Genomic DNA, 2,529 nt, shown 5'->3' with positions numbered 1-2,529 from the left:
AGATGGGTATAAGAGACAGCTTCGGCAGGGTGGCGGACTCGGCGGGCTTGGCCATCCCGGCGGACGCGGGCCCGGCCGCCTTCATCGGCTCGATGGTGAGCCCTTCGGGGCTCTTCAGGGGCGTGGTGAGCGGCATGGTCTGGGCGGAGAGCGTCACCGTCGTGATGTGCGGGGTGCCGGCCCCGGCCGTGCTCCGGGCGCCGACGGAGGCGCCGGGCGCCTCCACCCCCACGTACGCACCGGTGAAGGCCAGCGTGGCGGCCAGCAGCCGGGCCGCGGTCGCGGCCCCGCTCGCCAGTACCCCCACTAGACCGCTCCGCGGGCTCATGGCCGGCACCCCCTTCTCGTTCACACCCAAGATGTACGACAAGCGGCTTTAGCCCTGGTTGCCGATGACTTGCAACCGATCGTTCCGCGCCCCGCCCACACCACGACAAGGCCCATGCCACATAATGGATAGGCAGGTTAGGCTTGCCTAATTACCTGCAAACTTGGGCGGACCGGACACAGGGCGGTGGTGGCGGGTCATGGGCACACTCGCGGCGTCCTTCATCCCCTCGCCGACCCAGGCGTCACTGTTCGGCCTTCCCCTGTGGCTCGTCACCCTGATCGGCGGCGTGGCGCTCTTCGGAGCGTTCCAGGTCTACTACTGGGTCGGCCGACGGCTCGGCGAGAAGCTGTACGAGTCACGCGTCGGCGCGCGGCTCGGCCGCGGGCGCATCCAGAAGGTGGAGAAGGTCGTCGCCCGCTGGGGCGCGCTCGCGGTCTACGCGTGCTTCTGGGTGCCCATGCTGCGCCACACGCTGCCCTGGGTGGCGGGCGTGCTGCGCGTCTCCTATCCCTGGTACGTGGTGGCCAGCGCCCTCGGCTGCCTGACCTGGGTGCCGGTCACGATGTTCGGCCTCTACACGGTCATCTGGGGCTGGCTGGCGCTCGCCGCCCGCTCCCCGCTCGCCGCCGCCGGAGCCGCCGCCGCCCTCGCCGCGGTGATCGCCGCGGTGGTCCTGGTACGCCGCCGCCGGCGCCGCGCCACCGGCGAGCCCGACCTGATCGCCTCGCCCCGGCCCTAGTCGCATCCCCGCCACAATGCGCGGAGTTCAGGACACTTTACTCCGCTGACATGCGACTATGGCCGACATGGACAACCGGGGCATCCTACTTCTCGTCAGTACCGCGGCACTGGCCGCGACCGCGATCGCGGCGGCTCCGCCGCCCACGGAGACGACGGTCACCCGCACCACGGCCATAGCGAGCACATCCCATTGGGCCGGTATGGGAGCGGCCGGCACCGCGCGGCGTGACGCGCCCGCGGTCGCCGCGCGGGCCGCGTACGTCATCGACGCCTCGACCGGCACGGCGCTGTACGAAAAGCAGGCCGCCCGCCGGATGCCGGTGGCCAGCCTGGCCAAGGTCATGACGGCCTACGTGGTGCTGAAGGAGGCCGACCTCGGCGACGTCGTGACGATCACCGCCGCCGACGTACGGCACGCCATCGTCAACGGCGCCACCTCGGCCGGGCTGCGCAAGGGTGAGCGGTTCACCGTACGCGACCTGCTGTACGGCGCGATGCTGCCCTCCGGCGCGGACGCCACCCACGCGCTCGCCCGCCGCTACGGCCCCGGCAACGCCGCCTTCGTGGCCAAGATGAACGCCGCCGCCCGCTCGCTCGGCCTGGCCGACACCCGTTACACCAACGCCGACGGCCTGCCCTCCCCCGGGGGCGGCGGCCACTCCACCGCCGAGGACCAGGTACGGCTGGCCGAGACCGTGCTGCGCGACCCCGTCTTCCGGCAGATCTCCTCCACCCGGCGGCACACCGTGCCGCGCACCGCCGTACACCGGGCGCACACCTTCCGCAACACCAACAAGCTGCTGGGCGAGGGCACCGGCGTGCTCGGCGTGAAGACCGGATACACCCGCGCGGCCGGTTACTGTCTGCTCTTCGCCGCCGAGCGGGACGACCGGCTGCTGGTCGGCGTGGTGCTCGGCGATCCGCAGTCCGCCCGCCGGTTCAGCACGGCCGGCCGGTTGCTGGAATACGCTGCCGAAACGGCCTCGGAGAGCGCGCTATTGACGGTCCGTGATCGTGCTCATATCTTTAGGAAAGTTTACTAAAGATAAACTCCGCCGCCCCCAGGGAGCCCCCATGCGCGCACGCAAGTGGTTATCCGGCGCTTCGGCCACCGCATTACTCACCGCCAGCGTCGTCATCGGCACCGCCTCCAGCGCGTCCGCCACCCCCACAGGCTGCTCTGCCCAGGTCAGCGGCCTCACGGCGAGCAGCTACTGCTCGGGCGGCACCGGCGAGCACCGCGTCCACGTGCTGCAGAAGCACTTCCTGCCCGACGTGGGACCGATCCTGATCCTGGGCCCATGGACCCCCGTGGGCTCCACCTCCTCCACCAACATCACACCGCACACCATCGTCAACGTGTGGGTCACCACAAGAGGCTGACCCACGCCGCTCCTCCCTGGCCCCCGTCACCGTGGCCCGGCATCACCCCCCGCCGGGCGGCAGAAGGGCTGTAC

The 2,529-nt window shown here is 71.0% G+C and carries 4 protein-coding genes; 3 read left to right on the top strand and 1 reads right to left on the bottom strand.

The genetic code is table 11. From position 1 onward, the window contains the following. Positions 1–328, bottom strand: a 328-nt coding sequence (locus C1I98_RS40970; RefSeq protein ID WP_199537522.1) for a hypothetical protein, incomplete at its 3' end; no start/stop codon positions are given. Positions 329–527: 199 nt separating this feature from the next. Between C1I98_RS40970 and C1I98_RS37820 the strand changes: the two genes are divergently transcribed. The 3 genes from C1I98_RS37820 to C1I98_RS37810 are packed head-to-tail and all read left to right on the top strand — an operon-like array spanning position 528 to position 2,455. Further along, positions 528–1,070 carry a DedA family protein gene (locus tag C1I98_RS37820; RefSeq protein ID WP_111172048.1) on the top strand — a complete coding sequence of 181 codons (543 nt, stop codon included), beginning with the start codon at positions 528–530 and terminating at the stop codon, positions 1,068–1,070. Between the two features lie 58 nt (positions 1,071–1,128). Further along, a complete protein-coding gene (locus C1I98_RS37815; protein WP_111172047.1) occupies positions 1,129–2,115 on the top strand; it encodes a D-alanyl-D-alanine carboxypeptidase family protein in 987 nt (328 codons plus the stop codon). A 31-nt stretch (positions 2,116–2,146) separates the two neighbouring features. Next, the gene (locus C1I98_RS37810) at positions 2,147–2,455 is read left to right on the top strand and encodes a hypothetical protein (protein WP_111172046.1); all 309 of its coding nucleotides are present in this window, start codon (positions 2,147–2,149) and stop codon (positions 2,453–2,455) included. Positions 2,456–2,529: the final 74 nt, after the last annotated feature.

It is taken from the genome of Spongiactinospora gelatinilytica (assembly GCF_003236385.1).
Classification (GTDB): Bacteria; Actinomycetota; Actinomycetes; order Streptosporangiales; family Streptosporangiaceae; genus Spongiactinospora; species Spongiactinospora gelatinilytica.
This window is presented reverse-complemented; position numbering and strand designations above follow the sequence as displayed.

Coding starts and splice junctions, on each gene's coding strand:
- C1I98_RS37820 (WP_111172048.1), top strand. CDS start 528: ATGGGCACACTCGCGGCGTCCTTCATCCCCTCGCCGACCCAGGCGTCA.
- C1I98_RS37815 (WP_111172047.1), top strand. CDS start 1,129: ATGGCCGACATGGACAACCGGGGCATCCTACTTCTCGTCAGTACCGCG.
- C1I98_RS37810 (WP_111172046.1), top strand. CDS start 2,147: ATGCGCGCACGCAAGTGGTTATCCGGCGCTTCGGCCACCGCATTACTC.